Origin of the sequence: Rhizobium sp. AN6A, from assembly GCF_900215635.1 — a bacterium.
Classification (GTDB): Bacteria; Pseudomonadota; Alphaproteobacteria; order Rhizobiales; family Rhizobiaceae; genus Agrobacterium; species Agrobacterium tumefaciens.
The window spans coordinates 1,795,341-1,819,106 of sequence record NZ_OCNC01000004.1 but is presented as its reverse complement, the minus strand read 5'-3'; the positions used below and the strand labels follow the sequence as shown (position 1 = coordinate 1,819,106).

The window sequence follows — 23,766 nt, the reverse complement described above, 5'->3', positions numbered from 1 at the left end:
CGGTTCGAATTCATCTGTCGGCGCATTCATCAACGGAGTGGTCATGCTGCTTGTTGCCGTGTCGCTCGCGACGCTAATAATACTCGCGCTTTGCGCATTTCAGATCGTCCTTGCGGCGGGTGCGCCCTTCGGTCGCTTCGCCTGGGGCGGCGAGCACAGTGTCCTGTCCGTCGCGCAGCGCTTTACCAGCGTGGCGGCTGTCGCGGTCTATATCCTTGCCGCATCGTTTCCGCTGCAAAAGGCAGACCTCATCACGCTCTGGCCGGCAGGCTGGGTCGAACCCGGCATCTGGATCATCGCCTGCACGCTTGCGGTGAACATCGGATTGAATGCAATGTCGCGAAGCCGTGCGGAGCGGCGGGTCATGACGCCAGTGGCCGCCATTCTCGCCATTCTGTTCTTTACCGTCTCGCTGTCTTGATCGCGGCAGTGGCAGATCCGGCCGCGCAAAGGCCGGTTACCTTGCCGTAACCTGTCAAGCCGACGGTGTAAAACGCCACTTGCGCTCTATCGATCCTTCGATGTCGAGACCGTTATAATGGGCGAGCAGCAGCACATGGCCGAGGAGATCGGCGGTTTCGTCGGCAAGATCCCGTTTCATCTCCTCTTCGCTTCTGCCTTTGCTGCGCCCACGCCCCGTCAGCCGGTTCCAGGCCTGCGTGACCTCACCAACCTCCTCCTGAAGCTTCAGCATATACCAGTCCGGATCGCGGACGATCCCATTTTCCTCGGCGTATTTCTGTGAGGCAGCTTCAAACTGGCGCATCAAGACAGCAAGCATTTGTTCATCCTTTGTTCGTGAGATACAACTCTGATCACGATTCTCGGGCGGCGTCGATTCGAAAGCGGATCGTGCGTCAATGAGCTGAAATTTCCGCAACAGGTGCCTGCATGCGGGATAAAGAGGTATTCGAAACCCATGCAGTCACCCATGCCTCTCCTCGATTTTTTCTCGGCTCTCATCACCGCGCATAGTCCGACGCTGCTCACCATGTTTGCGGGCGCCGCCTTTCTCGCCGGACTTGCCCGCGGCTTTTCCGGCTTTGGTGCGGCTCTCATCTTCATTCCGCTGGCAAGCGCCATTGTCGGGCCGCGCATCGCCTCGGTGGTTCTTCTTGTGGTGGACGGCGTTTTGACGCTCGGCATGATACCGCCGGCCTGGCGCATGGCCGACCGGCGTGAAGTCTTCACCATGGCAGCCGGTGCGCTTGTCGGCGTCCCGCTTGGAACGCTGCTGCTTTCCGGCGGGGATCCGCTCACCCTGCGCTGGATCATTTCCATCGTGGTTGTCGTGCTGCTGTTATTTCTCGTTTCCGGCTGGCGTTACAGCGGCCGGCCGAAAACGCCGCTCACCCTGTTCACCGGGCTTGTTGCCGGGCTGTTTTCGGGTGCGGCGCAACTGGGCGGTCCGCCCATCGTCGCCTATTGGCTTGGCGGCGCCCTCAAGGGCGCTTTTGTGCGCGCCAATGTCATTCTTTATTTCGCGATTTCGACCGTGATCTCCGCCACCAGCTATTTTTTTGGTGGCCTGTTCACCGCTGACGTCTTTGTTTTTTTCCTGCTGGCCCTGCCGTTTTACGGGGCGGGTCTTTATGCAGGTGCGCGGCTGCACGGGCTTGCCGACGAGGCGGCGTTCAGGCGCATCTGCTACGGCCTGATCGCCATTTCCGCCGTCATCGGCCTGCCGCTATTTGATTCGCTGCTGAAATAGGCAGGCAAGGACGGCCTGCCTCCTGCAGCTTTCAAGGATACATGCGGACCTTGGACCACGGTTCATCCGGCGTCTCGCGGCGGAATTCGACACGGTCGTGCAGGCGGAACTTGCGGTCGTGCCAGAACTCGATGCTGACCGGACGAATGCGGAAACCGGACCAGTAGGAAGGGCGCGGAATATCGCCGATCGCATATTTCGCGGTGTATTCGGCAACCGCCTTTTCCAGCGCGAACCGGCCTTCCAGCGGCCGCGACTGCTTCGACGCCCAGGCGCCGATGCGGCTTCCGCGCGGACGCGAGGCGTAATAGCTATCCGCTTCCGCGTCGGTAACGATCTCCACCTCGCCGCGCAGACGCACCTGCCGGCGCAGGCTTTTCCAGTGGAAACACATGGCCGCTTTTTTCTGGCCTAGGATCTCGCGCCCCTTCTGGCTTTCGAAATTCGTATAGAAAACGAAGCCGCGATCGTCGACGTCCTTCAGCAGCACCATGCGCACATTCGGCAGGCCGTTTTCATCGACGGTTGCGAGTGCTACCGCGTTCGGATCGTTGATTTCGGAGGCCGTCGCGTCCTTCAGCCATTCGGCAAAAAGCGTGAACGGTTCATTTTCTTCAGTGAAGTCACTGGATGTTAACCCCGTTTCCGACATATTGACTAAAATGCTCCCGAGCTGATTTGGACCCCAGAGATGATCTCTGGCGAAAGATGGTGACCGTCATAGCAAAGTCGAACAGTCGAACAAAGGGCCTCCTTTCATCGATAGCGGAAGTTTCCGCCATCGTGTCAATGCTTGTGGTGCTGAGCGGATGCGTCAGCCTTGACCTGTTCGGCGGCGACAAGGTCGATCGCTCGCTTTCCACCGCCTCTGTTCCCAACCAGCCTAATAATAACCCGCAGACCGACGACGCGACCATCCGCAATGCGGTGACATCGGCGGATCTCACCAAACTCGCGGAACAGCCCCTGCCCTGGGCCAATGCCGCAACCGGCAGCGCCGGTGTCGTCACCACCATTCACGAAGACAAGTCCAGCGGTTTCGTCTGCCGTGATTTCAAGACGACGCGTCACTCTTTCGAAGGCGTGGCGAGTTATGCCGGGCAGGCCTGCCTGTCGGAAACCGGCGAATGGTTACTCACCCGCTTCGAACAGAAATAAACTGTTTACCCTGGCGCGCGGAATAAATCCGGCCGCATGGCGGCGCGCATTCCCCGTAAACAACTGCTTAGCAACTTATTGCCACAGTCGACGTTGTTTGAACCGAGGGCATGCATGCGAATGATCGCAGGCATCCCTTTTCGGAGGGGTTTGTTTCAGGATTGCGCCATGAGCGGCTGCACGTGCCTGAGCCAACGTAACTGGTGTTTCGCATGCGCGATCCGTATTCTATCCTCGGCTTAAAACGTGACGCCCGTCACGAAGACATCAAGGCTGCCTGGCGCACGAAGGCGAAAACCGTCCATCCGGACGCCAATCGCGATGACCCTGACGCGTCGGCGCGATTCGCCGAGATCGGGCAGGCCTACGATCTTCTGAAAGACCCCAAAAAGCGCGATCTTTACGACCAGGCCCGCAAGGCAGCCGAGAAGAAGCAACGCGGCGAAACAATCATGCAGCAGCGGGAGGCGGCACGCGAGGCCGCCGAGCGCGCCAGGGCCGCTGAGAAGCTGATGGAGGAACTGGCCCGTGCGGATGCCCGCAACAGGGCGCAGACCGGCCAGAAAGCCGATGCAAAACCCGAAACGGCCGAAGATATCGTCGAGCGGATTTTCGGCGCCGACGCGCAGAACGATCCCAAGGTGCAGCAGGCAGCCGAAGCGGCGAAAGCCGCAGCCACTGGCGTTAAAGGCGATGCGCCCGGTGCTGGCGAAACCACGCAGACGTCTGCAAGCGAAACCGCAGCCGCCTCGCTCGCCGCCAACCTCTTCAGCGCTCTCGTGCGCCGCTTCCGCCCCCCGCAGACACCGCCGGAAAAGGCACCTGACATCACGGCGGAAGCCACCGTTACGGTCACCGAACTTCTGGAGCGCAAATGGATCACCGTATCCCTTGCCGACGAACGCGAGGTTCGCTTCCAGCTTGAACCCGGCATGACGGACGGTCATGTGGTGCGGCTAAAGGGCCAGGGGCTGAAGCTGCCGAACATTGCGCGCGGCGATCTGGCCGTCACGTTGCTGGCGGCGCGCGACGATGCCTTTTCCCTTCGCGGCTTCGATATTCATACGACGCTGCCAATCTCTCTCAGTGACGCGGTTCTGGGTTGCGAGACGAGTATCCGGACGCCGCTTGGCGAGGAAACCGTCACCATTCCTGCCTGGTCCGGCTCCGATCGCGTGCTGCGGCTTGCCGAAAAGGGGCTTGCCGACGGCAAGGGCGGATATGGCGATCTCGTCATCGAATTGCGCATCATCCTGCTCGAAAAGCCGGACGAGAAGGTGACAGACCTCATGCGCCACATGCGCGAAGGCCTTTATTTGTAAAAGTTTTGCGAATAGGCGGGACAACGCACCCTTTGTTACGTTCCCTAACAGTAGATGATCCTCGGCAATCTTGAACAGGATTGCAGCCTATGCCATAGGCAGGATCAATCGAAAGTATCAGGGAGCATACAATGGCTCAGGCATCCGGCCTTATGGCTGGCAAACGCGGCATCATCTTGGGTGTCGCCAATAATCGTTCAATCGCTTGGGGCATTGCCAAGGCTTGCGCGGACGCGGGCGCGGAAATCGCGCTCACCTGGCAGGGCGACGCGCTGAAGAAGCGTGTCGAACCGCTGGCGCAGGAACTGGGCGCCTTCATGGCCGGCCACTGTGACGTGACCGACCTCGAGACGATCGATGCGGTTTTTGCCGGGCTGGAAAAGCATTGGGGCAAGATCGATTTCGTCGTGCACGCCATCGCCTTTTCCGACAAGGACGAACTGACCGGCCGTTATCTCGACACCAGCCGCGACAACTTCAACCGCACCATGGACATTTCCGTCTTCTCGCTGGCCGCCGTTGCCAAGCGGGCAGAGCCGATCATGAATGATGGCGGCTCGATCATCACGCTCACCTATTACGGTGCCGAGAAGGTCATGCCGAACTACAACGTCATGGGCGTGGCCAAGGCTGCACTTGAGGCCAGCGTGCGTTATCTCGCGGTAGACCTCGGCAGTCGCGGCATCCGCGTCAACGCGGTTTCCGCTGGCCCGATCAAGACGCTTGCGGCTTCCGGTATTGGCGATTTCCGTTACATTCTGAAATGGAACGAATACAACGCGCCGCTGAAGCGCACCGTTTCCATCGAAGAAGTCGGCAAGTCGGCGCTTTACCTGCTGTCCGACCTCTCGACGGCTGTGACCGGCGAAATCCACCACGTGGATTCTGGTTATCACACCATCGGCATGAAGGCCGTTGACGCGCCGGATATCTCGGTGGTCAAGGACTGAGCCGAACGAACTTTGAAACAGGGGTATCGCCTTGCTCGTCTATGTGATCCGGCACGGACAAACGGACTGGAATGCGATACGCCGGCTTCAGGGCCAGAAAGACATTCCGCTCAATGATTTCGGCCGCGCGCAAGCGGTCGGCAACGGCAAGGTTCTGGCGCAAATTCTCGGCGACTCCGCGCGTGATTTCGATTACGTGGCAAGCCCGCTCGGGCGCACGCGCGAGACCATGGAGCTGATGCGCGGGGCGATGGGGCTCGATCCCCACACCTACCGCACGGACGACCGCCTCGTCGAAGTTTCCTTCGGCGACTGGGAAGGCCAGACCCTGCCGGAACTGAAAAAAGAATTTCCCGACCGGGTGAAGGCGCGCAAGGCCAACAAGTGGGACTTCATTCCCCCCGGTCAGCATGCCGAAAGCTATGAAATCCTGTCCTGGCGTATTGGCGCATGGCTTTCCTCCGTCGAGGTGCCGACGGTATGTGTCTGCCACGGCGGCGTGATCCGCTCGATCTTCCGCCTGGTTTCCGGAATGGACAAGGATGAAGCCTCTACGACGCAGATCCCGCAGGACCGGATTTTGAAGGTCGAGATCGACAGGAACAGTGCTGAGTGGATTTCGTGAGGGTACCGATCATCCTCCTCCTCCGTCATCCCGGCCTTGAGCCAGAACCCGGCCAGCCCAAATCTTTAGGCTGAAAAAACCAATCCCGCCACGCAGACGCTCGTCGGCTGGATGCCGGATCAAGTCCGGTATAATGGAAATTCTGGAGCTTCCCGACCGGGATTAGAGGTCCGCCTCGACAACAGGCAGAGCCGAAACCGCAGTTTACTGCACGACCTCGAGATCATCGACCACGCGTTTTCCGTCCACTTCCGTGTAGAAAACGACGACCTTCACACCTGCCTTCAGGCCTTCGAAATTGAACTCTTCCGGCACACGGTAATTCTTGCCGTCGTTCAAGGTAATGGTCAGCGCATTCACGTCGATCTTGCTGATCGTTCCCTCGACATCGACGCTCTGGGCGTAGCTGTTGATAGGCATAAGCAAGTTGGCGGTGGCCAGAAGGGCGGCAATCATCATACGCATCGATCTAGCTTTCGTGAATTTGCGTGAAAACCTTACATGCATGAAGAATTGCCTTTCGAATGTGGCGGAAATTGCCCGCAACCATGACATTTTCGGCCCAATTGATGAACGGATTTTGGATCGCGTTCAAGTCGTTAGTGATTTTTACACCGCATTTCCCGGCAATATTGGAAAACCGCGAAACAGCGTGGAAAACACCAGCACCTTTACACTTTTGTCATCTGGAAAACCCTGCGCCGTTCCCGCCGAATCATTCATCCGGCCCAGTCGTCAGCCATGGCCACGCCCGTCGTTTTCCGGGCTGCTCGGCGTCGTGAACGGTGCGTCACCTTCTTATCGGACTTGCGATGAAAGAAAGGCTTTTGCCTTGGTCCGATTTTCTACTATGACAAATCCGCTTGTTTTAAACGGCCCCTGTCCGCAGGCGCGCCCTCGTTTTCCGGTCTAGAGAAATATGTCGCATAACAGCTTCGGTCATCTTTTTCGCGTTACCACCTGGGGCGAAAGCCATGGGCCCGCTTTGGGCTGCGTGGTGGACGGCTGCCCGCCCGGTATCCGCTTCACGCTTGCCGAGGTGCAGCACTGGATGGACAAGCGCAAGCCGGGCCAGAGCCGCTTCGTCACCCAGCGCCGCGAAGATGACATTGTCAAAGTCCTGTCCGGCGTGATGCTGGATGAGGACGGCGAGACGATGATAACAACCGGCACGCCGATCTCCATGCTGATCGAAAATACGGACCAGCGTTCCAAGGATTACGGCGAGATTGCCCGCAGCTTCCGCCCGGGCCATGCCGACTTCACCTATGACCTGAAATACGGCATTCGCGATTATCGCGGCGGCGGACGCTCTTCCGCCCGCGAGACGGCGGCGCGTGTTGCCGCAGGCGCAATCGCCCGCAAAGTGGTGCCGAGCCTCAATGTGCGCGGTGCGCTGGTGCAGATCGGCAAACACAAGATCAACCGCGGCAATTGGGATTGGGACCAGGTCGATCAGAACCCCTTCTTCTGCCCCGATCCGGCGATGGTGCCGGTGTGGGAAGAATATCTTGACGGCATCCGCAAGGCGGGATCGTCGATCGGCGCGGTCGTCGAAGTCGTGGCGGAAGGTGTTCCGGCCGGCATCGGCGCGCCGATCTACGCCAAGCTCGATCAGGATATTGCCTCCAGCCTGATGTCGATCAACGCCGTCAAGGGCGTGGAGATTGGCGAGGGATTTGCCTCGGCCGAGCTTTCCGGCGAGGAGAATGCCGACGAGATGCGCATGGGCAATGACGGCAAACCGATTTTCCTGTCGAACCATGCCGGCGGCATTCTGGGCGGCATCGCGACTGGCGAGCCCGTCATCGCCCGCTTCGCCATCAAGCCCACCTCCTCCATTCTGACGGAGCGCCAGTCCATCGACACCGACGGCCGCAATGTGGATGTGCGTACCAAGGGCCGCCACGACCCCTGCGTCGGCATCCGCGCCGTGCCGATCGGCGAGGCGATGGTGGCCTGCACCGTTGCCGACCATTATTTGAGAGATCGTGGCCAGACCGGCCGGTTGAAGTGAGGTAAATCCGAAATGGCCTATGATCAGAAACGTGTCGTCGACGCTATCCGCGCTTTCGAAGCTGGCGAGATCGTTGTCGTGACCGACGACGACGACCGTGAAAACGAAGGCGATCTGATTATTTCGGCGGTTCATTGCACGCCGGAAAAAATGGCGCTGATCGTGCGCCACACATCCGGCATCGTTTGCGCGCCCATGCCGCGTGACGAGGCAAAGAGGCTGAACCTCAACGCCATGGTGGCGGAAAACGACAGCGCCCACACGACCGCCTTCACCGTCAGCGTTGATTTCAAGCATGGCACGACGACCGGTATTTCCGCGGATGATCGCACCTTGACGGTGCGCAATCTCGCCAACCCGAATGTCGGCGCGTCGGATTTTACCCGGCCAGGCCATATCTTCCCGCTGATTTCCCGCGAAGGGGGCGTGCTGATGCGTTCCGGCCATACCGAAGCGGCCGTCGATCTCTGCCGGCTCGCCGGCCTGCCGCCCATCGGCGTCATCAGCGAGCTGGTCAATGACGATGGCACCGTGATGCGCGGGCCGCAGGTCCTGGATTTCGCCGAAAAACACGGCATGAAGCATGTTTCGGTCGCCGATCTGATCGCCTATCGCCAGCGCAAGGAAACGCTGGTGGAAATGGAATCCTCCTTCACCATCGAAACGCCGTTCGGGCCGGCCAAGGCGCATACCTATTCCCTGCCATGGGACCGGATGCAGCATATGGCGGTGATTTTCGGCGATATCCGCGATGGCGTCGATATTCCCGTCCGCCTGCACCCTGAAAACGTTGCTGACGACGTGTTCGGCGACCGCCAGCCGGTGCAGCACTATATGCAGAAGATCGCCGAAGAAGGCCGCGGCGTCATCGTCTATCTGCGCGAAGGTTCTGTCGGCGTCGGCCAGGTGGACGGACGGCGCAAGGCGCGTGATCCCGACGAGGCGCACGCCCAGGCCCGCTCCCGCGAAAATGAATGGCTGGAAATCGGCCTCGGCGCGCAGATTCTCAAAGACCTCGGCATCAGCTCGATCAAGCTGATGACCACCCGCGAGCGCCATTATGTCGGGCTGGAAGGCTTCGGAATCAAGATTTCGTCAACGGATATCGGGTGATCTAGGGACGTCGCGAGGGCGCTTCGATTTGGCGTCCTCTCCGCCCGTCCGGCGTCATCCTCGGTCTTGTGCCGAGGATCTGCAAACGCATCCTATACATTGTCCGTTGCAGATGCTCGGGACGGGCCCGAGCATGACGGAAGAAACAGTCGCCGGCTCAAGGCGCAATTACACCTCCCGCCACCCGTCCAGATAATTCACACTCTCAACCCCCGTAAACTTCGCAAGCCGCGACAATTCCGCGTTGAGTTTCTCGAGCCTTCCTGCTGAGGCGCGCACGCCCGGTTCCAGCCACAGGCGGCGCACATCCAGCGTGCCGCGCTTGCGGTCTGCTTTCATGTCGATACGGCCGATCAGCCTGTCGCCTTCCAGAAGCGGGAAGACGTAATAGCCATATTGCCGTTTCGGCTCGGGTACGAAGACCTCGATACGGTAATAGAAGCCAAACAACCGCTCCGTGCGGTTGCGGTCGCGCAACAGCGGATCGAAGGGGCTCAGCACACGGACGCGGGACGACGGTTCCGGCAGGTTGGAGACATCGGCGCTGAAATCCGCAAAGGCATAGGACGGGCGGGCAGCACCGCCATCGCTTGCGAGAAGCGAGACCTCACACAGTTCGTCACGGTGGCTCTTGACCCAGTCCCTCGCCTCCTGCGGGGTAACGAGATCAAAAAAGGCGGCGATTTCGCCATGGGTGGCAAAACCCAGCCGGGTGAGCGCCTGCCGGCATGCCCAGTCTACGAATTGCGTATGCTCCACTTCGCTTTCGTGGTGCTCACCGGGAATGACCCGCTCCGCCAGATCATAGACCTTCTGGAAATTCACGCGGCCGGATATGGCAAGCTTGCCGGTGTGCCACAGATATTCGAGTGCGGTCTTGGAAGGATGCCAGTTCCACCAGCCGCCGGACTGATGACCCTCCTCCTTCAACTCACGCGCCAGAACAGGACCCGTGGCGGCGATGCGCTCCAGCGTCTCGGCGAAAGCCGCATCGAACCCCTCACCATGCCATTTGCGCCAGCGCTCCTGAATGATCGGCTCGCGGCGGCGGAAGCGGTGCTTCCAATAGGGGTAAAATTCGGTCGGCACGATGGAGGCATCATGCGTCCAGTGCTCGAACAGCGCGCGGTCCTTTTCCAGCAGTGCTGTCAGATGTTCGCGCCTGTAGGTCTGGTTTCGGGAGAATATTATCTGGTGATGGGCGCGCTCCACCGTGCCGATACTGTCCACCTGCACGAAACCGATATCGGTAATAAGCTGCAGCAGGCCATCCTTGGAAAGCGCCTTTCCGGGCGGAGAGCAAAGCCCCTGCCGCGCCAGAAAAATCCGCCTTGCCGCTTCGTTTGAAACCTTGATCGTCATAAAGCAGAAGGTATGACGGCTTTTTCAGGATTGCAATGTTCTTTTTTTGTTCTTTGTTTCACTTCTGTTGATGACACGATATAGAACCGGAAAGCGATAGAGGGATGCATCAATCTTGGAAATCCGTTTCGACACCGCAGGCGTCGCCTTCGAGGGCAGGCAGGCTTTACAGCCCGTGTCCCTGACATTGACTGAACGGCGTATCGGCGTCATCGGCCTCAACGGCTCGGGCAAGACCACCTTTGCGCGGCTGATCAATGGTCTGACAAAGCCGACGCGCGGCAAGGTGTCGGTGAACGGTCTCGACACCGTCAAAGATGCGAAAGCGGTATTGCAGGCAGTCGGTTTCATCTTCCAGAATCCGCAGAACCAGATCATCCTGCCGATCATACGCGACGATGTCGCCTTCGGCCTCAAGCGACTCGGTATCGGCAAGACGGAGACAGAAACGCGGGTCAAGGCCGTGCTTGCCCGGCTCGGTATCGCTCATCTGGAAGAACGGCGCGCGCACGAGCTTTCCGGCGGCGAATTGCAGCTGGCGGCGCTGGCCGCCCTGCTGGTCACTGAACCGCAAATCCTCATTCTCGATGAACCGACCAATCAGCTCGACCTCAAAAACCGCACCATCGTTGAAAAGACAATGGCTGCGCTGTCGCAGTCGCTTGTCGTCATCACCCACGATCTGCCGCTGCTTTCCGGCTTCGATCGCGTACTGGTTTTTCACGAAGGCGAGCTTGTCGCAGACGCCAACCCCGAAAAGGCGGTGGCACGTTATCTGGAGGTTGCGTCGCGATGAAGTCCCTTCATGTCGAAGGCACGGGCTGGCTCTACCGCGTCTCTCCGCGCCTCAAGCTCGTGACGCTGATGGTTTTCAGCATTGCGCTGTTTCTCACCCGCGATCTGCTTTTGCTGGGATGCGCCGTCGTTGTGGCCGCCGCCATTCTGCGCGAGACGCGGCTGCAATTCCGGGAGATTGGCCTGCGGCTACGCCCGGTGATGCTGACCATTCTCCTCGTTGCCGCCTTCAGCTATCTGCTGCTTCCGGTACACGATGCGAGTGTCAATCTTTTGCGGCTGACTGCACTGGCGCTTCTCGCCACCGCCGTCACCATCACCGTCAGCATTTCGCAATTCATGGATGAAATCGCGCTTGCTGCCGCCCCACTGGAAAGGCTGGGGCTGGTCAAGGCGGCCGATATTGGCCTTGCGGTCGGGCTCGTCGTGCGGTTCGTGCCGGAGATCGTCAATCGTTACCATGCGGTGCGCGATGCGCACCGCGCGCGCGGCCTCCCCGTTCGGCTGGCCACGATCATCGTGCCGCTCGTCATTATGACGTTGAAGGATGCGGATGCCATTGCCGACGCCATTGACGCGCGCGGTTTCAGAGGCCAAAGCTGACGGCAAAACAACCACCCGGAGTTCCCGAGCCATGACGACCCGCGACCTTGTGCTGATCTCGCTGTTTTCCGCCATCATCATCGCACTCGGACTTTTGCCGCCGATCACGCTTGGTTTCATTCCGGTGCCCATCACCGCGCAGTCGCTTGGCGTCATGCTGGCCGGTGTCGTGCTGGGGGCGAAACGCGGCACGCTCGCGGTTCTTCTGACCATCCTCATCGCCGCCATCGGCCTGCCAGTCCTCTCAGGCGGACGCGGCGGCCTTTCCATCTTCACCACGCCGACCACGGGCTTCCTGATCGGCTGGATTGCTGCCGCTTTCGTCACCGGTACGCTCTCGGAAAAACTCGTTAATCGCGGCCAGTCGGCTCTGACGCAGGGTATCGGTTTCTTCATCGCCAGCCTCGCCGGCGGCGTGGTCGTGCTTTATGCCTTCGGCATCTCCTATCTGGCGCTGGTGGTCGGGCTCGGGTTTGAAAAGGCGTTCATGGGTTCGCTCGCTTTCATTCCCGGTGATGCGTTGAAGGCCGTGCTTGCCGCCCTTGCCGGCCGCGCTGTGATGGTCGGTTATCCGCTTTTGCCGCAGCGCGCTTGATCAGCTTATTTCGGGAGGATTAGAGAATGGCGACCCGTCTTTACGAACATCCGATCTTCCTTGAACACATCACGCCGGAAGGCCATCCCGAGCGGCCGGATCGGCTGCGATCTCTGAACATTGCGCTCGAACATCCGAATTTCGAGCGGCTGGTCCGCAAGCAAGCACCGCAGGCCAACGAGGATGCCGTGCTTCTGGCGCATCCGGAGGAGCATCTGCTGTCCGTCATGCGCCAGATTCCCGAGGAAGATGGCGAGATCAACCGCGTCGAGGCCGACACCTATGTCTCGCCGAAAAGCCTGCAGGCGGCGCTGACCGGTATAGGTGCTGCGATGGCGGCGGTGGACGACGTGTTTAAGGGTGCCGCCGACAACGTCTTCGTTGCGTCCCGCCCGCCCGGCCACCATGCGGAAACCGCAAAGGCCATGGGGTTCTGTCTCTTCAACAATGCGGCAATCGCCGCCCGTCACGCCCAGAAGGTGCACGGCGCAGAGCGCGTCGCCATCATCGACTGGGACGTGCATCACGGCAACGGTACGCAGGATATCTTCTGGAACGACACGTCAGTGCTGTTCTGTTCCACCCATCAGATGCCGCTTTACCCGTGGAGCGGCGATAAAAACGAAACCGGCGTGAAGAACAATGTCGTCAACGCGCCACTTTCCCCCAATACCGGCAGCGAGTATTTTCGTGAGGCGTTCAAATCCCGCGTCCTGCCGGCGATTGCCGATTTTTCGCCCGATCTCATCATCATCTCCGCCGGTTTCGACGCGCATCACCGCGATCCGCTGGCGCAGATCAATCTGGTGGGCGAGGATTTCGACTGGGCGACGGGGCGGCTGCTGGAAATGGCGGACAAATACGCCTCAAACCGGGTCGTCAGCCTGCTTGAAGGCGGTTATGATCTGGAAGGGCTGGCGGAATCGGCAGCCATGCATATTTTGAGAATGATGAAGGGTTGAAAATGACGGAAAATGCCAACACAGCCGATGTCAGCGGTTATTCCTTCGAAAAGGCCGTCGCCGAGCTGGAAAGCATTGTCGCACGCCTGGAGCGCGGAGACGTGGCGCTGGACGAGTCGATCGCCATCTACGAGCGCGGCGAAGCCCTGAAAAAACATTGCGAGACGCTTCTGAACGCCGCCGAAAAGCGTATCGAGAAAATCCGTCTCGACCGCGCCGGAAAACCGCAGGGCGTGGAGCCTCTGGACGGGGAATAAACACGCCCTGTTGAACGGGGGCGACACAGCGTTCAACATTGCGGCGCTCCCACGTCGTATCGTTCGTGGTAAGCTTGCGTGTAACGATACGAGGAGCTTCGGATGTCCTTCTTTCCCGGCAACGATCCTGTCGCGGGTGATGCTTTTGCCTGCGACGCCATCGAAAACCTCATCATCCCGCGCACCAGCGATATTGGCGGCTTCGCAGTGCGGCGTGCGCTGCCGACGCGGCAGCGGCGGCTGGTCGGCCCGTTCATCTTTTTCGACCGCATGGGTCCGGCCATCCTGAAGGCGGGCGAGGCGCTGGATGTCAAGCCGCATCCGCATATCGGGCTTTCCACCGTTACCTATCTGTTTGACGGCGAAATCAAGCATCGCGACAGCCTCGGCACCGAACTGGTCATCCGGCCCGGCGACATCAACCTGATGACGGCGGGGCGCGGAATCGTGCATTCGGAGCGCACGCCGGAAAACCTGCGCGGCCATCCGCTTTCCATGTCCGGCCTGCAGACCTGGCTTGCCCTCCCCGATCATATGGAGGAAATCGCCCCGGCCTTTTCCCATACCGCCCGGGAAGACATGCCTCTGATCGATATCAAGGGCGCATCCGGTCGGGTCGTTATCGGTGATTTCGAAGGCCTCACTTCCCCCGTTTCGGCTTTTACCGACACGCTTTACGTTGACCTGACGCTGGAACCGGGTGTGAAATTCCCGTTCTCTGCCGACCATGAGGAACGGGCGATCTACATTCTTTCCGGCTCTCTGGATGTCGCGGGTGACGTTTTTGCCGCCGACCAGTTGCTCGTCTTCCGGCCCGGCGACGACATCACATTGCAGAGCGGCAATGGCGGCTGTCACATCATGATCTTCGGCGGTGCGGCACTCAACCAGCGCCGTTACATCTGGTGGAACTTCGTTTCGTCATCAAAAGAACGCATAGAGCAGGCCAAACAGGAGTGGAGAACCGGACGCTTCGATATCGTTCCCGGCGACGAAGAAGAGTTTGTCCCTTTGCCGGAGGGTTGAAATTCTATAGAAGTGAACGACATGCAGGGCTCAACTGCCGGCTTTCCATATGAAAGACGCACTGGTGCCCACCGCTGACACGAGAAAAGGCCGAACGATTGACCGGAATGCCACAGACCCCATTGCTTGACCGGGTGAATTTTCCATCCGATCTCAAGGAGATCGACGATCGCGACCTGCCGGAACTGGCAAGGGAGTTGCGCGACGAGATGATCGACGCGGTGTCGAGCACCGGCGGGCATCTGGGTGCCGGTCTGGGCGTGGTGGAGCTGACGATTGCCATCCACAAGGTGTTCAACACGCCGGAAGACCGTTTGATCTTCGATGTCGGCCACCAATGTTATCCGCACAAAATCCTGACCGGCCGTCGCGAGCGCATCCGCACGCTGCGCCAGGAAGGCGGGCTTTCCGGTTTCACGCGTCGGGCCGAGAGCGAATATGACGATTTCGGCGCCGGCCATTCCTCCACCTCCATCTCCGCCGGTCTCGGCATGGCGGTGGCGGCGGGGCTGGATCAGAGCGACCGCAAGGTTATCGCCGTCATCGGTGATGGCTCCATGTCTGCGGGCATGGCGTTTGAGGCGCTCAACAATGCCGGTGCGCTCGACGCGCGACTGATCGTCATCCTCAACGACAACGACATGTCGATTGCGCCGCCGACGGGCGCGATGAGCGCTTATCTCGCGCGGCTGGCCTCCGGCCGCACCTATATGGGCTTTCGCGATTTCGGCAAGAAACTCACCGCCTATCTCGGCAAGACCATCGATCGCGCCATTACCCGCGCCGTGACCCATGCGCGCGGTTACGTAACCGGCGGCACGCTGTTCGAGGAGCTTGGCTTCTATCACATCGGCCCGATCGACGGTCATTCCTTCGATCACCTGCTGCCGGTGCTGCGCAATGTGCGCGACAACCAGAAAGGCCCTGTTCTCATCCATGTGGTGACGCAGAAGGGCAAGGGTTATGCGCCGGCGGAAGCAGCAGCGGACAAATATCACGGCGTCAACAAGTTCGATGTCATTACCGGCGCACAGGCGAAAGCCAAGCCGAATGCACCGAGCTATACCAGCGTGTTTGCCGAAGCGCTTATCCAGGAAGCGACACTCGACGACAAGATCATCGGCGTCACCGCCGCCATGCCTAATGGTACCGGGCTGGACAAGATGGCCGAACTTTTCCCGGCCCGCACCTTCGATGTCGGGATTGCCGAGCAGCACGCCGTCACCTTCGCGGCGGGGCTTGCGGCGGATGGCTACAAGCCGTTCTGCGCGCTTTATTCCACCTTCCTGCAACGCGGTTACGACCAGCTGGTGCATGATGTGGCGATCCAGAGCTTGGCCGTGCGCTTCCCCATCGACCGCGCCGGCTTCGTCGGCGCAGACGGACCGACCCATGCTGGCTCGTTCGACACCACATTCCTTGCCACCCTGCCCGGCATGGTGGTTATGGCGGCGTCCGACGAGGCCGAGCTGAAACATATGGTTCGCACAGCTGCAGCATATGATGAAGGCCCGATTTCCTTCCGTTATCCGCGCGGCGAAGGCGTGGGCGTCGAGATGCCCGCACGCGGCCAGATTCTTGAGATCGGCAAGGGCCGCATCATCAAGGAGGGTACCAAGGTCGCACTCCTTTCCTTCGGCACACGCCTTGCGGAATGCCTGGCGGCTGCCGAAGACCTTGATGCCGCCGGCCTTTCGACCACGGTTGCCGATGCGCGCTTCGCCAAGCCGCTCGACCTCGACCTCATCCGCCAGCTTGCGGCCCATCATGAGGTTCTGGTGACAATCGAGGAAGGCTCTGTCGGCGGTTTCGGTGCACATGTGCTGCATTTCATGGCAAGCGCAGGCTTGCTCGACCATGGCCCGAAGGTTCGGACCCTGACCCTGCCTGACCATTGGGTGGAGCAGGCCAAGCCCGAGACCATGTATGCCAATGCCGGCCTCGACCGCGCAGGCATCGTTTCCACCGTGTTCAATGCGCTCGGCCAGCGTCAGGCAGGTGTGGGATTTGCGGGGTAATGGTGTTGTTCAGATCGTAGCGGCGCCGTTCCCAAAGAAGTCTGAAACCAACAATATTCCCATATTTTTGCTCGATTGCGGCACGATCACCGATGAGACGGGACCGTCTCATCGAAGCTAAACTGTTGCCTCTTCAAAGCCGAATGGCCGTTTCCTCTTTCGCCGTTTTTATGACGACCATCGTGAAGAAGCGCGCGACATTGTTCTGGTCGCGGAACAGCCTGTCGCACAGGGCATCGAACTCCTCCATGTCGCGCAGGCGCAGCATCAGCACGACATCAGTTGCGCCGGTGACGGCATAGGCATGTGAGACGGCTTCTTCGGCGCTTGCCATGTCCAGAAAGCGGCGCATGTGCTGCTCGCCATGCAACTTCAGTTCCACCGTCACCAGAGCCCTGATCACCCGCCCGGCCTTGGCAGGATTGAGGATCGCGACAATGCGGTCGATCACACCCGATTTGCGCAACCGTTGCAGACGGCGCAGGCAACTGGAGGGCGATAGCCCCACCTCGTCGGCCATATCCACATTCGTGCGCGACGCGTCGCCCTGCAAGAGGTTCAAGAGTTTCCGGTCGATCCTATCCATTTCCGAACCATATCGTCCGACAGTGAATTTGCAATAAAATTGCATAAAAACGCAATCTTTGACCGCAAATGCGAACCGGCTCGGGCTAGTGGATTGGAACAACCTTGAAGGAGAGTCTCGGATGCCATTCCTGATGCCCGTCTGGCGCAAGACGCTGGAAACGCTAGAAATTTATTGGGTGCTCGTCCGGATCACGGTTCCAATCGCTATCCTGACCGAGATATTATCGAGGATGGGCGCGATCGAGGCGGTTGCTCCTGCCTTTGCGCCGGTCATGAACCTGATCGGGCTTCCGCCAGAGCTGGGTCTGGCGTGGTTGACGGGAATGCTGGTGGGAATATGGGGCGCGGTGCCGTTGGTTTTCACGCTCGTTCCCGTATCTTCACTTGATGTGGCGGATATAACGGTTTTTTCGGCCCTCATTCTGTTCGCACACGGCCTGCCCATCGAACAGAAGATCATTGAAAAGGCTGGCCCCGGAATAGTCGCTACGACGCTGCTGCGTATCGCTGGCGGATTGCTTTATGCGTTTCTGCTACATCATCTTCTGGAGGCGACGGGGTGGCTTTCGGCTCCGGTAAACCCCGCCTGGAGCGCCATGAGCGCCACACCCGACTGGGTGGATTATTTTTGGGGCCTTGGTGAAACCATGCTCTTCATGCTCGTCATCCTTCTCGCCCTGTCCTTTGGCCTTGAAATCCTGAAGCTGACCGGGCTGATGAAATTGATGATGAAAGCGCTTTCGCCGGTGTTGCGTCTTGCCGGCATTCGCGGCGAGGCCGAACATCTCACCGCAATCGGATTGTTCCTGGGGATTTCCTACGGGGCCGGTCTTCTGATCCGCGAGGCGCGATCGGGAACCATATCTGCGCGTCAGGTCTTTCTGTCATGCGTGTTCATGGGCTTTGCGCATAGCGTGATTGAGGACACCATAGTCGTGATGTCTCTGGGCGCCGATATCTATGGCGTCCTCGCCGGACGGCTCGTTTTCGCCATTGCGGCAACCGCCGTCATTGCTGCCCTGATTCACCGTCTATCCAACAAGGCATTTTTCGCGCGGATGTTCAGGCTACAGGGCACATAGGCGAAGAGGGCCTGCACTTCGGTTGATCGGCCATGGATATTGGGCGTGACAAACCTTGTCGCAAAAAGGGGACCTCGCAGGCCCCCCTTTTTTCATTTCAAGATCCTGATCGTTCCGTTCAAAACTCCGTCCAGTCCTGATCCTTGGCAGCCGGCGCTTCTGCTTTGCCGCCAAAGGCGCGGGCGAGGCTTTGGCCAAGGGCGCGGGCGGGTGAAGCGACCGGCCTTGCGGTTGTGGAGGCAGGCTTCACTGCGGCTTTTCTGACTGGTGCGGCGGGTGCGGACTGGTAGACAGGCTTCACCGAGGACTGGCGAGGAGCAGAATATCCGCCGGCGCCGGCAACGGCACCGCGAACGCCGCCCACCTTGAACTGGCCGAGCAGGCTATTGAGCGCTTCCGCTTCACGGGCGAGCGAATGGCTGGCGGCGGTCTGCTGCTCAACCATCGCGGCATTCTGCTGCGTGCCCTGATCCATGGTGTTCACGGCCGTGTTGATTTCCTGCAGACCAGTCGCCTGTTCGCGGGCAGCGACAACGATGGCGCTGACATGAGCGTTGATCTCCTCGACTTCCGCCACGATGAGTTCGAGCGCCTTGCCGGTCTCGTCGACGAGGTTGACGCCGTTTTCCACCTGCTGGCTGGAAGCGCCGATCAGCGTCTTGATTTCCTTTGCGGCATTGGCGGAACGCTGGGCGAGTTCACGCACTTCCTGCGCGACGACGGCAAAGCCCTTGCCCGCATCACCCGCACGGGCGGCTTCGACGCCTGCGTTCAGCGCAAGCAGGTTGGTCTGGAAAGCGATATCGTCGATGACGCCGATGATGTTGCCGATTTCGCCTGATGATTTTTCGATCTCGCGCATGGCGGCAACCGCCTTGCGAACCACGACTCCGGATTTTTCCGCTCCGCTGCGGGCGCGCTGAACCAGATTGCCGGCGTCCTCAGCACCCCTTGCGCTATCACGCACCGTGGTGGTGACTTCTTCCAGTGCTGCGGCGGTTTCCTCGATGGAAGCGGCCTGCTGTTCGGTGCGGCGCGACAGGTCGTCGGCGGCAGAGAGCATTTCCGAAGCCCCGGCATTGATTGCAGCGGCATTCTCGCCAACTGCGCGCATGGCCTGCTGCAGCTTTTCGACAGCGCTGTTGAAGTCGATACGGATGGGGTCGATGTAGGAGGCGAACGGCGTTTCGATGCGGTAGGCGAGATCGCCTTCCGCCAGAGCCGAAAGACCCTTGCCAAGCTCGTCACGCGCAAGGGCGTTGGCGACTTCGTCCTGAGCCTTCTCTTCCTCGTTGCGGCGGCGCTCGGTCTCGGTTGCGGAGCGCATGCGCTCGGTTTCGCCGGCAAGGCGGGATTTTTCCAGCCCGGCTTCCTTGAAGACGAGAACGGCTTTCGCCATTTTGCCGACTTCATCCTTGCGGTCGAGAGCCGGAACTTCCGTGGTCATATCGCCGTCGGCAAGCCTGCTCATAGCCGCCGTCATACCGACGATCGGCGTGACGATGGAGCGCGACAGCGCCCAGATGAGGGCCACGGCCAGAAGACCGGCAACCGCGCCGCCGCCCAGAAGCGCGAGCTTGAGGTTGAGTGCGGCAGCATCCTGCTGTGCGGCGTAGCTTGCCGACAAGCCGTTCAGCTGGTCCTTGATCTTGGCGGCGGAGGCGCGGAAACCGTCGAGCTGACCCTTGGCCTGATTGCGACCGATCTCGATGATTTCGGAAATCGGTGCTTCGGTCGTCTTGCGGGCGGCAAGCTGCGGTTCCGCCAGTTCCTTGAAGAACACGGTGGCTGATGCCTGCATGTCATCGATGGATTTCAGAATGTCCGGCTGGCCGGCGGCAAGCGCACGGGCTTCACCAAGCTTCTTCAGCATCAGGTCGCGCTGGGCGAAAACATCGTTGTAGGTGCTGTCGCTGCGAAACAGCAGAAAGCCGCGCTGGTTGACGGCCTGTTCCAACATCGCGGCCGTCGCACCGTCAACCGCATGCATGATTTTGTTGGCCTTGTTGTTCTGGACCGTGACGTGCTCGCTCCCCAGCGTCTGCCAGAAGACCACCGCCGAGGCGAGCAGGCACACGCCCATCAAGACGCAGAAGGTGACAATGAGCTTAATGTTGATGGGGAAATTTTTTAGCGACATCGCAAACTCTCTCGGCGACCTGATGCCACGGAGCAAGCGTCTGCGCTGCAACGGTCGCAATTTTGGGAATGGGAGGAGATGCCGTCATGGCAGGTTCCGACTGGCCGCACGGGCCTTGCAGACAAAGTGCAATACAAGCCTTTATATTGGATTAATCGCATATGCTGTTTAACGACCGCGAAACGACCCTGCGCTGCGGCAAATGGTGCCGTTGCGAAACCGTGCGCGCGATAAATCGCTTGCATCTGCGGGGTTTGGCGGTCATTGACACGGGACCATGTCCAAAACACCTGAAAATGAACGGCTTGACCAGCTTCTTGTTTCGCTCGGCCACTTTGCCAGCCGCTCGCGTGCGCGCGATGCGATTGCGCGCGGCACCGTGAGCGTCAACGGGAAAACGGCCACAAAGCCAAGCCAAACCGTTGCCGGAAACGTCAAGATCGCCATTACCGATCCGGCGCAGGCCTATGTTTCCCGCGCCGCCCTCAAGCTCACCGCCGCGCTCGATCACTTCGGGCTCAATCCGAAGGGCCATGAATGCCTCGACGTCGGCGCCTCCACCGGCGGCTTCACCGAGGTATTGCTTCATCGCGGCGCAAAACACGTCACCTCCATCGATGTCGGCCACGGACAGATGCATCCAAGGATCGAGAACGATCCGCGCGTGACCAATCTGGAAGGGCTGAATGCCCGCTTCCTGACAACCGACGACATTGATGACCGGTCCGTGGACTTCATCGTCTCTGACGTGTCCTTCATCTCCATCAAGCTCGCCCTTGCCCCGGCACTCGCACTTGCCGCCTCCGGCGCGCACGCGGTTCTGCTGGTCAAGCCGCAATTCGAGGCAGGCCGTGATGCCATCAGCAAGGCCGGGCTGTTGAAAGAGCCGGAAACGGCGCCTGCCGTTGCTGCCGAACTGGAACGCTGGCTCGTTGAAGACATGGGATGGAAGAGCCTCGGTCTCATCCCCTCGCCGATTTCCGGCGGCGATGGCAATATCGAATTTCTTCTCGGAGGCGAAAAGCCATGAGCACGCAGACCGTCAGCATCAAGAGCCTTGGCGCGCAGGGCGACGGCATTGCGCACTGTCCCGACGGCCCGGTCTATGTGCCCTTCGCCCTGCCCGGCGAAACGGTCGCCATCGCCAGGGTCAAGGATACCGGCACCATCATCTCGATTGCGGAAGCCTCTGCGGATCGCCGCGAACCCGTGTGCCGCCACTTCGGCCCCGAGGGCGTTAACGGCACCTGCGGCGGCTGTTCGCTGCAGCATTTTGCCGACCGGCCATACCACGCCTTCAAGCGGGAGCTGGTGGTTTCGGCGCTTAGATCGAAAGGCCTGACGCCGCCAGTAGACGATCTCGTCATCTGTCGCCCCGGCGAGCGCCGCCGCGCAGTGTTTGCCGCCCGCAAGACGGAAAAGGGCCTGCTGCTCGGCTTCAGCCAGGCAAACAGCCATCACATCGTCGCCATCGAGGAATGTCCCGTCACCTCGCCCGGTATCGTCGCGCGGCTGGACGCCGTGCGCGCCATCGGCCTTTCCCTTGCGTCGAATGCCGAGCCGTTCCGCATGACCGTTCTTGAAACGCTTTCGGGCCTCGACATTTCAGTCGAAGGCATCAAATCCGTCGGCGACAAACAGCGGCGCACATTGACGGAAACGGTGCTGGCCATGCGTGGCATCGCCCGTGTCGCGCTATCAGGCGAAATCCTGATCGAACCGCAAAAGCCGATCATCGAATTTGGCGGCATTCCGGTTTCACCGCCGGCCGGCGGTTTCACGCAGGCAACCAAACAGGCCGAAGACGCCATGGCGGAACTGGTGCTTGCCCATGTCGGCAAATCCAAACGCATCGCTGATCTCTTCTGCGGTTCCGGCACGTTTGCACTGCGGCTTGCGCGCGTCGGCCGCGTGCATGCGGTTGAGGCAGAGGACAAGCCGCTGAAAGCGCTCGATTTCGCCGCGCGCAACACGCAGGGCCTGAAACCCGTCAGCATCGAAAAGCGTGATCTTTTCCGCCGGCCGTTGATGACGAGCGAAATGAAGAATTACGATGCCGTGGTGTTCGATCCGCCGCGCGCCGGTGCGGAATTCCAGTGCAAGGAACTTGCGCGCAGCACGGTGAAGAAAATCGTCGCCGTCAGCTGCAATCCGCTGACGCTTGCGCGCGACCTCGCCATTCTGGTGGAGGGCGGCTATCGCGTCACGCGCGTCACGCCGGTCGACCAGTTCTTGTGGTCGCCGCATGTGGAAGCGGTAGCGACGCTGGAAAAATAATCACCAGGCGGTGTCAACCGTGCCGCTGCCGACCACACCCGAGCAACGGCATGCACCGCCGACCCGACCCTGTTCGATGGGGCAGACATAGGGCCGACGACGATTGGCGCTGTCCGGCGGGGTGATGACGCAAACGAAACGCGCGCGGCGCTGGCGCTCGCGGGAGTTGCCGGAGTAATAATTCGGGCTGTCATCTTGCGTGGACTGCGCCAGAATGACGTTGTTGCTCGAACCCGGCAAAGGCACGGTCGCCGCCGCCTCTGCGACAGTCGCAGCGGAGAGGAGGACGGTCAGGGCGAAAACAAAGTGACGCATGGCGGGGGGCCTTCGAAGGATGACGTTGCGTTATCTAACCCAAGCCATATTACCCGGTTCCTTAACCGCAAGGAATTCCTGCCGGAACGCTTAACGCCGCATAAATGCCTCGAAAGCGGCCCGCGCCTCGGCACTCTGCAATTGCGCGGTGAAATGGCGGGCTTCCTCGTCGATCCGAGCCAGCACATCCGCCGGATTGCCGCGCACGAGATCGCGGGCAATCTTCAGCGCCTGCTGCGGCTTGGCGGCAAGCCGCGTGGCAAGCGCCAGCGTTTCGCTTTCGACATGTTCCGGCGCCACGACTTTCCAGATCATTCCAGCCTGCAAGGCCTGTTCGGCGGTAAAACCTTCACCCATGGCCAGCAGGGCAAAGGCGCGCTGATGGCCGATGAGCTTCGGCGCAAGCAGGCTGGACGCAGCTTCCGGCACTAGCGCCAGATCCACGAACGGCGTCTTGAACAGGCTGCGGTTGGAGGCAACGGTCAGATCGCAATGCAGGTTCAGCGTCGTGCCGATGCCGATGGCCAACCCATCGACGCCCGAAACCAGCGGCTTTTCGAAGGTTGCCAGCGCCTTCAGAAGATCGAGCACCGCGAGCTTGCCCTTTGCGCCAGACATGGCGAAGGCAAGAAAATCGGCCATGTCATTGCCGGCGGAAAAGCAGCCTTCCGTACCCAGAAACGCGACGACACGGATATCCGGGTCTGCATTGGCGGCCTTCAGAACCTCTGCCATGCGCAGATACATTGCATCGGTAATGGCATTTTTCTTTTCCGGCCGGTTGAAGCGGATGGTCAGAACGTCAGGCGCATGACTGACCCGCTCGACGAGAATATGGTCGTCCGACATG

General features: G+C 60.2%; 27 protein-coding genes. 19 read left to right on the top strand and 8 right to left on the bottom strand.

All coding sequences use genetic code 11. From position 1 onward, the window contains the following. Nucleotides 1-43: 43 nt before the first annotated feature. Complete coding sequence (locus CRO62_RS21400) at nt 44-421, top strand: hypothetical protein (protein WP_097101727.1); 378 nt, start codon at nt 44-46, stop codon at nt 419-421. Nucleotides 422-475: 54 nt separating this feature from the next. Here the strand turns inward: CRO62_RS21400 and CRO62_RS21395 are convergent, their stop codons facing one another. Further along, nucleotides 476-781, bottom strand: coding sequence for a MazG nucleotide pyrophosphohydrolase domain-containing protein (locus tag CRO62_RS21395; protein ID WP_097101725.1), 306 nt, complete (start codon nt 779-781; stop codon nt 476-478). Between the two features lie 150 nt (nt 782-931). Between CRO62_RS21395 and CRO62_RS21390 the strand changes: the two genes are divergently transcribed. Further along, complete coding sequence (locus tag CRO62_RS21390) at nt 932-1,711, top strand: TSUP family transporter (protein ID WP_179784590.1); 780 nt, start codon at nt 932-934, stop codon at nt 1,709-1,711. A gap of 31 nt (nt 1,712-1,742) precedes the next feature. Here the strand turns inward: CRO62_RS21390 and pdxH are convergent, their stop codons facing one another. After that, on the bottom strand, nt 1,743-2,363 hold the full coding sequence (pdxH, locus tag CRO62_RS21385) for a pyridoxamine 5'-phosphate oxidase (RefSeq protein ID WP_003511768.1): 621 nt from the start codon (nt 2,361-2,363) through the stop codon (nt 1,743-1,745). Nucleotides 2,364-2,419: 56 nt separating this feature from the next. Between pdxH and CRO62_RS21380 the strand changes: the two genes are divergently transcribed. From CRO62_RS21380 to CRO62_RS21365, 4 genes are all read left to right on the top strand, one after another. Next, on the top strand, nt 2,420-2,869 hold the full coding sequence (locus CRO62_RS21380; protein ID WP_003511767.1) for an RT0821/Lpp0805 family surface protein: 450 nt from the start codon (nt 2,420-2,422) through the stop codon (nt 2,867-2,869). A 212-nt stretch (nt 2,870-3,081) separates the two neighbouring features. Beyond that, a complete protein-coding gene (locus tag CRO62_RS21375) occupies nt 3,082-4,191 on the top strand; it encodes a DnaJ C-terminal domain-containing protein (RefSeq protein WP_097101723.1) in 1,110 nt (369 codons plus the stop codon). A gap of 131 nt (nt 4,192-4,322) precedes the next feature. Continuing rightward, entirely contained in the window at nt 4,323-5,141 is an 819-nt protein-coding gene (fabI, locus tag CRO62_RS21370) for an enoyl-ACP reductase FabI (protein WP_003511762.1), read from the top strand. A gap of 31 nt (nt 5,142-5,172) precedes the next feature. Further along, a complete protein-coding gene (locus CRO62_RS21365) occupies nt 5,173-5,766 on the top strand; it encodes a histidine phosphatase family protein (RefSeq protein ID WP_097101721.1) in 594 nt (197 codons plus the stop codon). A 204-nt stretch (nt 5,767-5,970) separates the two neighbouring features. Here CRO62_RS21365 and CRO62_RS21360 read toward each other — a convergent pair whose 3' ends face one another. Next, entirely contained in the window at nt 5,971-6,231 is a 261-nt protein-coding gene (locus tag CRO62_RS21360) for a DUF1344 domain-containing protein (RefSeq protein ID WP_003511760.1), read from the bottom strand. 40 nt (nt 6,232-6,271) lie between these two features. Here CRO62_RS21360 and CRO62_RS27250 point away from each other — a divergent pair, with 40 nt between their 5' ends. Genes CRO62_RS27250 through ribB form a run of 3 tightly spaced genes read left to right on the top strand, consistent with a single transcriptional unit; the run spans nt 6,272 to nt 8,896 of the window. After that, nucleotides 6,272-6,679 carry a hypothetical protein gene (locus CRO62_RS27250; protein ID WP_174001467.1) on the top strand — a complete coding sequence of 136 codons (408 nt, stop codon included), beginning with the start codon at nt 6,272-6,274 and terminating at the stop codon, nt 6,677-6,679. Between the two features lie 6 nt (nt 6,680-6,685). Continuing rightward, nucleotides 6,686-7,783: a chorismate synthase gene (gene aroC / locus CRO62_RS21355; protein WP_097101719.1), complete on the top strand. Its 1,098-nt coding sequence runs from the start codon at nt 6,686-6,688 to the stop codon at nt 7,781-7,783. A 12-nt stretch (nt 7,784-7,795) separates the two neighbouring features. Next, a complete protein-coding gene (gene ribB / locus CRO62_RS21350) occupies nt 7,796-8,896 on the top strand; it encodes a 3,4-dihydroxy-2-butanone-4-phosphate synthase (protein ID WP_097101717.1) in 1,101 nt (366 codons plus the stop codon). A 168-nt stretch (nt 8,897-9,064) separates the two neighbouring features. On the opposite strand, the gene CRO62_RS21345 is transcribed toward ribB, so the two are convergent. Further along, nucleotides 9,065-10,258, bottom strand: a complete 1,194-nt coding sequence (locus CRO62_RS21345; protein ID WP_097101715.1) for a winged helix-turn-helix domain-containing protein — start codon at nt 10,256-10,258, stop codon at nt 9,065-9,067. Between the two features lie 115 nt (nt 10,259-10,373). On the opposite strand from CRO62_RS21345, the gene CRO62_RS21340 reads away from it, so the two are divergent. The 7 genes from CRO62_RS21340 to dxs all read left to right on the top strand — a co-directional run bounded on the left by CRO62_RS21340 (nt 10,374) and on the right by dxs (nt 16,514). Next, the gene (locus tag CRO62_RS21340; RefSeq protein WP_097101713.1) at nt 10,374-11,054 is read left to right on the top strand and encodes an energy-coupling factor ABC transporter ATP-binding protein; all 681 of its coding nucleotides are present in this window, start codon (nt 10,374-10,376) and stop codon (nt 11,052-11,054) included. After that, nucleotides 11,051-11,656, top strand: coding sequence for an energy-coupling factor transporter transmembrane component T family protein (locus tag CRO62_RS21335; protein ID WP_013635601.1), 606 nt, complete (start codon nt 11,051-11,053; stop codon nt 11,654-11,656). The genes CRO62_RS21340 and CRO62_RS21335 overlap by 4 nt, the downstream gene beginning before the upstream one ends. A gap of 31 nt (nt 11,657-11,687) precedes the next feature. Further along, a complete protein-coding gene (locus CRO62_RS21330) occupies nt 11,688-12,251 on the top strand; it encodes a biotin transporter BioY (RefSeq protein WP_035197936.1) in 564 nt (187 codons plus the stop codon). A gap of 26 nt (nt 12,252-12,277) precedes the next feature. Then, the gene (locus CRO62_RS21325; protein WP_097101711.1) at nt 12,278-13,213 is read left to right on the top strand and encodes a histone deacetylase family protein; all 936 of its coding nucleotides are present in this window, start codon (nt 12,278-12,280) and stop codon (nt 13,211-13,213) included. Between the two features lie 2 nt (nt 13,214-13,215). Beyond that, nucleotides 13,216-13,470, top strand: a complete 255-nt coding sequence (locus tag CRO62_RS21320; RefSeq protein ID WP_003503059.1) for an exodeoxyribonuclease VII small subunit — start codon at nt 13,216-13,218, stop codon at nt 13,468-13,470. Nucleotides 13,471-13,572: 102 nt separating this feature from the next. Further along, the gene (locus tag CRO62_RS21315) at nt 13,573-14,496 is read left to right on the top strand and encodes a pirin family protein (RefSeq protein WP_097101709.1); all 924 of its coding nucleotides are present in this window, start codon (nt 13,573-13,575) and stop codon (nt 14,494-14,496) included. A 98-nt stretch (nt 14,497-14,594) separates the two neighbouring features. After that, on the top strand, nt 14,595-16,514 hold the full coding sequence (dxs, locus tag CRO62_RS21310) for a 1-deoxy-D-xylulose-5-phosphate synthase (RefSeq protein WP_097101707.1): 1,920 nt from the start codon (nt 14,595-14,597) through the stop codon (nt 16,512-16,514). A 133-nt stretch (nt 16,515-16,647) separates the two neighbouring features. Here the strand turns inward: dxs and CRO62_RS21305 are convergent, their stop codons facing one another. Further along, nucleotides 16,648-17,100, bottom strand: a complete 453-nt coding sequence (locus tag CRO62_RS21305) for an Lrp/AsnC family transcriptional regulator (protein WP_097103186.1) — start codon at nt 17,098-17,100, stop codon at nt 16,648-16,650. Nucleotides 17,101-17,221: 121 nt separating this feature from the next. Here CRO62_RS21305 and CRO62_RS21300 point away from each other — a divergent pair, with 121 nt between their 5' ends. Beyond that, nucleotides 17,222-18,184, top strand: coding sequence for a nucleoside recognition domain-containing protein (locus CRO62_RS21300; RefSeq protein ID WP_097101704.1), 963 nt, complete (start codon nt 17,222-17,224; stop codon nt 18,182-18,184). 118 nt (nt 18,185-18,302) lie between these two features. Here CRO62_RS21300 and CRO62_RS21295 read toward each other — a convergent pair whose 3' ends face one another. Continuing rightward, the gene (locus tag CRO62_RS21295) at nt 18,303-20,324 is read right to left on the bottom strand and encodes a methyl-accepting chemotaxis protein (RefSeq protein ID WP_097101702.1); all 2,022 of its coding nucleotides are present in this window, start codon (nt 20,322-20,324) and stop codon (nt 18,303-18,305) included. 277 nt (nt 20,325-20,601) lie between these two features. Between CRO62_RS21295 and CRO62_RS21290 the strand changes: the two genes are divergently transcribed. Both CRO62_RS21290 and CRO62_RS21285 read left to right on the top strand, forming a co-directional pair. Beyond that, complete coding sequence (locus tag CRO62_RS21290) at nt 20,602-21,354, top strand: TlyA family RNA methyltransferase (protein ID WP_097101700.1); 753 nt, start codon at nt 20,602-20,604, stop codon at nt 21,352-21,354. Then, on the top strand, nt 21,351-22,601 hold the full coding sequence (locus CRO62_RS21285) for a class I SAM-dependent RNA methyltransferase (protein ID WP_097101698.1): 1,251 nt from the start codon (nt 21,351-21,353) through the stop codon (nt 22,599-22,601). The genes CRO62_RS21290 and CRO62_RS21285 overlap by 4 nt, the downstream gene beginning before the upstream one ends. Here the strand turns inward: CRO62_RS21285 and CRO62_RS21280 are convergent, their stop codons facing one another. Both CRO62_RS21280 and CRO62_RS21275 read right to left on the bottom strand, forming a co-directional pair. Further along, nucleotides 22,602-22,916: a hypothetical protein gene (locus CRO62_RS21280; RefSeq protein WP_097101696.1), complete on the bottom strand. Its 315-nt coding sequence runs from the start codon at nt 22,914-22,916 to the stop codon at nt 22,602-22,604. A gap of 90 nt (nt 22,917-23,006) precedes the next feature. Next, complete coding sequence (locus CRO62_RS21275) at nt 23,007-23,765, bottom strand: crotonase/enoyl-CoA hydratase family protein (protein WP_097101694.1); 759 nt, start codon at nt 23,763-23,765, stop codon at nt 23,007-23,009. Between the last annotated feature and the right edge of the window lies 1 nt (nt 23,766).

Coding starts and splice junctions, on each gene's coding strand:
- CRO62_RS21275 (WP_097101694.1), bottom strand. CDS start 23,765: ATGTCGGACGACCATATTCTCGTCGAGCGGGTCAGTCATGCGCCTGAC.
- CRO62_RS21325 (WP_097101711.1), top strand. CDS start 12,278: ATGGCGACCCGTCTTTACGAACATCCGATCTTCCTTGAACACATCACG.
- CRO62_RS21295 (WP_097101702.1), bottom strand. CDS start 20,324: ATGTCGCTAAAAAATTTCCCCATCAACATTAAGCTCATTGTCACCTTC.
- CRO62_RS21305 (WP_097103186.1), bottom strand. CDS start 17,100: ATGGATAGGATCGACCGGAAACTCTTGAACCTCTTGCAGGGCGACGCG.
- CRO62_RS21375 (WP_097101723.1), top strand. CDS start 3,082: ATGCGCGATCCGTATTCTATCCTCGGCTTAAAACGTGACGCCCGTCAC.
- pdxH (WP_003511768.1), bottom strand. CDS start 2,363: ATGTCGGAAACGGGGTTAACATCCAGTGACTTCACTGAAGAAAATGAA.
- CRO62_RS21390 (WP_179784590.1), top strand. CDS start 932: ATGCCTCTCCTCGATTTTTTCTCGGCTCTCATCACCGCGCATAGTCCG.
- CRO62_RS21335 (WP_013635601.1), top strand. CDS start 11,051: ATGAAGTCCCTTCATGTCGAAGGCACGGGCTGGCTCTACCGCGTCTCT.
- CRO62_RS21315 (WP_097101709.1), top strand. CDS start 13,573: ATGTCCTTCTTTCCCGGCAACGATCCTGTCGCGGGTGATGCTTTTGCC.
- CRO62_RS21360 (WP_003511760.1), bottom strand. CDS start 6,231: ATGCGTATGATGATTGCCGCCCTTCTGGCCACCGCCAACTTGCTTATG.
- CRO62_RS21395 (WP_097101725.1), bottom strand. CDS start 781: ATGCTTGCTGTCTTGATGCGCCAGTTTGAAGCTGCCTCACAGAAATAC.
- CRO62_RS21280 (WP_097101696.1), bottom strand. CDS start 22,916: ATGCGTCACTTTGTTTTCGCCCTGACCGTCCTCCTCTCCGCTGCGACT.
- CRO62_RS21330 (WP_035197936.1), top strand. CDS start 11,688: ATGACGACCCGCGACCTTGTGCTGATCTCGCTGTTTTCCGCCATCATC.
- CRO62_RS21300 (WP_097101704.1), top strand. CDS start 17,222: ATGCCATTCCTGATGCCCGTCTGGCGCAAGACGCTGGAAACGCTAGAA.
- CRO62_RS21400 (WP_097101727.1), top strand. CDS start 44: ATGCTGCTTGTTGCCGTGTCGCTCGCGACGCTAATAATACTCGCGCTT.
- CRO62_RS27250 (WP_174001467.1), top strand. CDS start 6,272: ATGAAGAATTGCCTTTCGAATGTGGCGGAAATTGCCCGCAACCATGAC.
- CRO62_RS21290 (WP_097101700.1), top strand. CDS start 20,602: ATGTCCAAAACACCTGAAAATGAACGGCTTGACCAGCTTCTTGTTTCG.
- CRO62_RS21285 (WP_097101698.1), top strand. CDS start 21,351: ATGAGCACGCAGACCGTCAGCATCAAGAGCCTTGGCGCGCAGGGCGAC.
- ribB (WP_097101717.1), top strand. CDS start 7,796: ATGGCCTATGATCAGAAACGTGTCGTCGACGCTATCCGCGCTTTCGAA.
- CRO62_RS21380 (WP_003511767.1), top strand. CDS start 2,420: ATGGTGACCGTCATAGCAAAGTCGAACAGTCGAACAAAGGGCCTCCTT.
- fabI (WP_003511762.1), top strand. CDS start 4,323: ATGGCTCAGGCATCCGGCCTTATGGCTGGCAAACGCGGCATCATCTTG.
- CRO62_RS21345 (WP_097101715.1), bottom strand. CDS start 10,258: ATGACGATCAAGGTTTCAAACGAAGCGGCAAGGCGGATTTTTCTGGCG.
- CRO62_RS21320 (WP_003503059.1), top strand. CDS start 13,216: ATGACGGAAAATGCCAACACAGCCGATGTCAGCGGTTATTCCTTCGAA.
- aroC (WP_097101719.1), top strand. CDS start 6,686: ATGTCGCATAACAGCTTCGGTCATCTTTTTCGCGTTACCACCTGGGGC.